The organism is Variovorax sp. WDL1, from assembly GCF_001541225.1.
GTDB lineage: Bacteria > Pseudomonadota > Gammaproteobacteria > Burkholderiales > Burkholderiaceae_C > Variovorax.
This window is the reverse complement of sequence record NZ_LMTS01000193.1, coordinates 58,240-62,594: the sequence shown is the minus strand read 5'-3', so window position 1 is coordinate 62,594 and position 4,355 is coordinate 58,240. Positions and strand designations below refer to the sequence as shown.

Here is a 4,355-nt window from a genome sequence, read left to right as displayed (position 1 = left end):
CGCCTCGGATTCGAGGGGAACAACGTGGTGAGAAACTACATCTAGAAAGCGGGCAAAGTAGCCCAGCACGGTCGAGACCTGGGTCTGCTGGAGCATGACCTCCGACAGCCACACGCGGTACGGGTCCTGGGTGTTCTGCCACGGCAACTCGCTGCGCCCATGGCTGCACTGCCAGGCCACGACGCGCGCGGCAAAGTCCGCCGGAAGCCCCTGGGCCGCCGATTTCGGATCTTCAAGCGGCACTGAGTTCGCCGCGCGCGGCAGCCGAGGAAGGCGCCTCGTTGCTCGTCAGCAGCGCCGTGAACTCGCGCAGGCGCACGTGCAGCTCGGCCAGCCCCACCTCCTGGGCAGCGAGCTCGGTCAGCCGCTCGTCAAGGTTGCCCGCGGCGCTCTGGATGCGCTCGATCGCCTCGATGCGCTTGGTGAAGTTGCGGCGGCGCTCCTTGAGCTGCGCGTCGAGCTGGGCGCCAGCGCCCTTGCTCCAACGCTCCACTTCGGTCATTGCCGCCTCGTTGACCACGCGCAGGCGGCTGGCCAGTGCGCGCACGAGCTTGTCGCAGAAGTCGGGTTGCGCCAGCTTCAGCACGTTGCCGATGCCGAGGTAGTGGATGTGGCTGCGCTCGATCTGGCTCAACTGCTCCTGGAAGCCCGTCAGGTCAGGTTCGGCCGGCGCCTGCAGCGCGAAACCGTGCTCGGCATTGAGCTGGCGGAAGGTGGCATGCAGCATCGACTGGATCTCGGCGGTGGTCGCCTGCACCTCGCGCAGGTTGTTGCGCAGCGCGTCGAAGGTCGCGCCGTACACCTTGCGCACGTTGAACTTGATGCCGGGCCGCTTGAGAGAAGAGGAGAGGCGAGCCATGTCGGCCTTGAGCGCAGTGCTGCCCAGCACCGCGTACACCTCGCGCAGCAGCTTGCCCTGCACCGAGCGCAGCGCCAGGATGCGGGTGTTGCTGCCCTCGAACTCGGCCTGCTCCTGCTCGATGCGGGTACGCATGTGGCGGATGACCGAGACGTTCTTGCCGCGCAGGCCCTGCAGCTCGAGCGCCTGCTCCGACAGGTCGCGCTGGCGCACCTTGAGGATGCGCGCCGCCTCGGCCTGCAATGCAGAGATGCCGGCGTCCACCGCCAGCCGCAGCATGCGCTCGCGCTTGCCGAGCAGGCCCTCGCCCAGCACGGATTCCAGGGCAGGCAGGCGGCTCGCCTGCAACAAAGGCACGTCACGGCGGATCTTGGCCTGAAGACCCTTTTGCGCCGACACCGGAAGCACCTGCGTGAGCGGCACGCCCAGCAGCTCGGCGGCGCCCTTGCGCTGACGCTGGATCTGGGCATCGATCTGGGCCGGCGTGCTCAGCGTGTCCCACATGGTGTCGATTTTGTTGAGCACCACGATGCGGGTCTCGCCGGGATCGCCCTCGGTGATCAGGTGCTCGCGCCAGATGGCGAGGTCGGAACGGGTCACGCCCGTGTCCGCGGCGAGTATGAAGACCACGGCGTGGGCCTGCGGAATCAGGCTCACCGTCAGCTCGGGCTCGGCGCCGATGGCGTTGAGGCCGGGGGTGTCGAGGATCACCAGGCCCTGCTCGAGCAGAGGGTGCGGCATGTTCAGCAGCGCGTGGCGCCAGCGCGGGATCTCGACCTGGCCCTCGCCATCGGGCACGGGATTGTCGTCGGGTGATTCGTCGCTCCAGAAGCCCAGCGACCGCGCCTCGGCCAGCGGCACGCGCCGGACCTCGGCCACCTTGTTCATGGTCTGCGAGAGTTGTTCGGCGTCCTCGACGTCGATGGGGATCTCGGTCCAGTGCTCTGGCTTGTCGCGCCAATGAGCGAGCGAATGCGGCTCCAGCCGGGTTTCGATCGGCAACAGCCTCAGACATGGCGCGAAGCCGGCGTCGTAGCCCAGTTCGGTGGGGCACATGGTCGTGCGGCCCGCGCTTGCCGGCATGATGCGGCGGCCGTAAGCCGCAAAGAAGATCGCGTTGATCAGCTCGGACTTGCCGCGCGAGAACTCAGCCACGAACGCGACCATGACCTTGCTGGTGCGCATCTGCGATTCCAGCTCGCGCAGTCGCTCGGCCACGCTCTGGTCGAGCAGCTCGTTCTCATCCAGCCAGCGCGCCAGCCACTTGAGGCGGTGCGCGAAGTTGCGTCGCCAGGCGCCATGCTGGTCGAATTGCTGATTGAATGAGCGAGTCAAGGGTGTGTAAGGGTTGCTTACAAATATTAGCACCCGCACGGCGCTGGCGAGCCATTAGTCTGCCGGGCTTTCAGTACTTTTGGCAGTTCGGGCAGAAATATGTCGAGCGCTGGCCCTGCCGCACTTGCCGCACGGGAGTGGCGCAAACCCGGCAGGGCTCGCCGGTGCGCCCGTAAACGGTCGCCTCCAACTGGAAATAGCCGCTCTGCCCGTCGATATTGGAGAAATCGCGCAGGGTGCTGCCGCCGCGCTCGACCGCTCGCTCCAGGATCTCCCGCACCGCAGCGTGCAGCCGCGCCGCACGCGGACGGCTGATGCGGGAAGCGGACAGGCTCGGACGGATGCCAGCCAGAAACAGCGCCTCGGAGGCGTAGATGTTGCCCACGCCCACCACCACATCGCCGGCCAGCAATACCTGCTTGATCGACGCCTTGCGTCGTCGCAGGCCGGCATGGAACCGATCGAGGTCGAAAGAAGCATCCAGGGGCTCCATCCCGAGCCTGCCCAGCAGCTTGATCGCCAGGGGCGTCGTCTCGTCCTCCACGTACACCACAGCGCCGAAGCGCCGCGGATCGTTGAGCCGCAGTGTCCCACGGCTGGTCACCATCTCGAAATGATCGTGGGAGCCTGGCGCGGGCAACCGCGTGTCGAAGCGCAGGCTGCCCGACATGCCCAGATGCATCAGAAGCAGACCCGAATCCATGTCCACCAGGAGGTACTTGCCGCGCCTGCGCACTGCGCGCACGGTGCGCCCCACCAGCGTCGCAGGCTCCGCCGCCAGGGCCCACCGCAGCGGCTTGCCCAGGCGCACGGCCTCGATGCGAGCGCCCGCGATCCGTTCGGCGAAGCCGAGTCGCGTCACTTCAACTTCGGGTAATTCAGGCATGGAGAAAGGCCGACATGAAAACAAGGCGAGATCGAAGCCCCCGTGCAGCCATTGCTCGAAAACCTTGGATTATTATGGCTCGATGACCCCTTCGCTCCGCCGATCCCGCCTTGCGGCGGCCGCGCTCTTGGCCTTCATCTCGCTGGCCGCGCAGGCGCAGCCCCAACCGCCCGCCCCGGCAGCACCGACCAGCCCCGCCCCCCTTATCGAACCAGCGGCACCGCCCGTGACGACCGCCGCCGCCACCGCCCAGCGCGAGGAGAAGGCGCAAGCCTCGGCGATGACGGCGGAGCTCTTCTACGAAGTGCTGATGGGCGAGCTGACGGCGCGTTCGGGCGACCCGGGCTCGGGCTACGCGCTTGTGCTGGACGCCGCGCGCCGTTCGCGCGACGCCAAGCTGTTCCAGCGTGCCGTGGAAATCGCGCTCCAGGCACGCTCCGGTGATGCCGCGCTCGCCGCGACACGCGCCTGGAAGGAAAGCCTGCCCCAATCGCGCGAGGCGCGACGCTTCGAGCTGCAGATCCTGATCGCGCTCAACCGGATCAGCGAGACCGTCGAGCCGTTGAAGACCGAGCTGGCGGCCACGCCGCAGGTGGAGCGACCCTTTCTGATGGCTGTCATCGCCCGCCACTATGCCCGGGCCACCGACAAGAAGTTGGCGGTCTCGGTCGTCGAACAGGCGCTCGCCGATGAACTCACGAGCCCGGCCACTGGCGGCGCCGCCTGGACCACGGTCGGCCGCCTGCGCTTGGCGGCAGGTGATGCAGCCGGCGCGCTGGAAGCCGCGCGCAAAGGCCAGGAGATCGATCCTTCGGCCGACGGACCGGCAACGCTGGCCCTGGAATTGGTGGACCCGGCCCAGCCGGAGGCCGAGGCGCTCGTCAAGCGCTATCTGGCCGGACCCAAGGTCCTGCCAGAGATGCGCATCGCCTACGCGCGCGTGCTGGTGGAGGGCCGCCGCTATACCGATGCCAGCGCCGAACTCGCCGCACTGACCTTGGCGCGCCCTGAGCTCCCCGAGCCCTGGCTGCTGCTGGGCAGCCTGCAGACCCAGGCACGCCAAGACGCAGCGGCCGAAGCCTCGCTCAAGCGCTACATCGCCATGGCCGACACGCAGGCCGATGCCGAAACGCGCGGCCGCGGCCAGACCCAGGCCTTCCTGCTGCTGGCGCAGCTGGCAGAACGCCGCAAGGATTTCGTGGGCGCCGAGCACTGGCTGTCGCGTATCGACAGCACCGAAGACCTGGCAGCCGCGCAGACACGACGCGCTGCGCT

2 protein-coding genes and 2 pseudogenes are annotated in these 4,355 nt (G+C 67.9%); 1 reads left to right on the top strand and 3 read right to left on the bottom strand.

The window, feature by feature from the left end; all coding sequences use genetic code 11:
* The 3 genes and pseudogenes from APY03_RS25885 to mutM form a co-directional block, all read right to left on the bottom strand.
* Nucleotides 1-243: pseudogene (locus APY03_RS25885) on the bottom strand (hypothetical protein); the annotation flags it as partial.
* Nucleotides 233-2,194, bottom strand: coding sequence for a dynamin family protein (locus APY03_RS25880; protein WP_068681393.1), 1,962 nt, complete (start codon nt 2,192-2,194; stop codon nt 233-235). The gene APY03_RS25880 and the pseudogene APY03_RS25885, both read right to left, overlap by 11 nt.
* Before the next feature lie 70 nt (nt 2,195-2,264).
* A complete protein-coding gene (gene mutM / locus APY03_RS25875) occupies nt 2,265-3,080 on the bottom strand; it encodes a bifunctional DNA-formamidopyrimidine glycosylase/DNA-(apurinic or apyrimidinic site) lyase (RefSeq protein WP_068681391.1) in 816 nt (271 codons plus the stop codon).
* 82 nt (nt 3,081-3,162) lie between these two features.
* On the opposite strand from mutM, the pseudogene APY03_RS44505 reads away from it, so the two are divergent.
* A pseudogene (locus APY03_RS44505) lies at nt 3,163-4,355 on the top strand (tetratricopeptide repeat protein); the annotation flags it as partial.

Bases quoted from the DNA above. Each gene is read 5' to 3' on its own strand.
- mutM (WP_068681391.1), bottom strand. From the start codon at position 3,080: ATGCCTGAATTACCCGAAGTTGAAGTGACGCGACTCGGCTTCGCCGAA.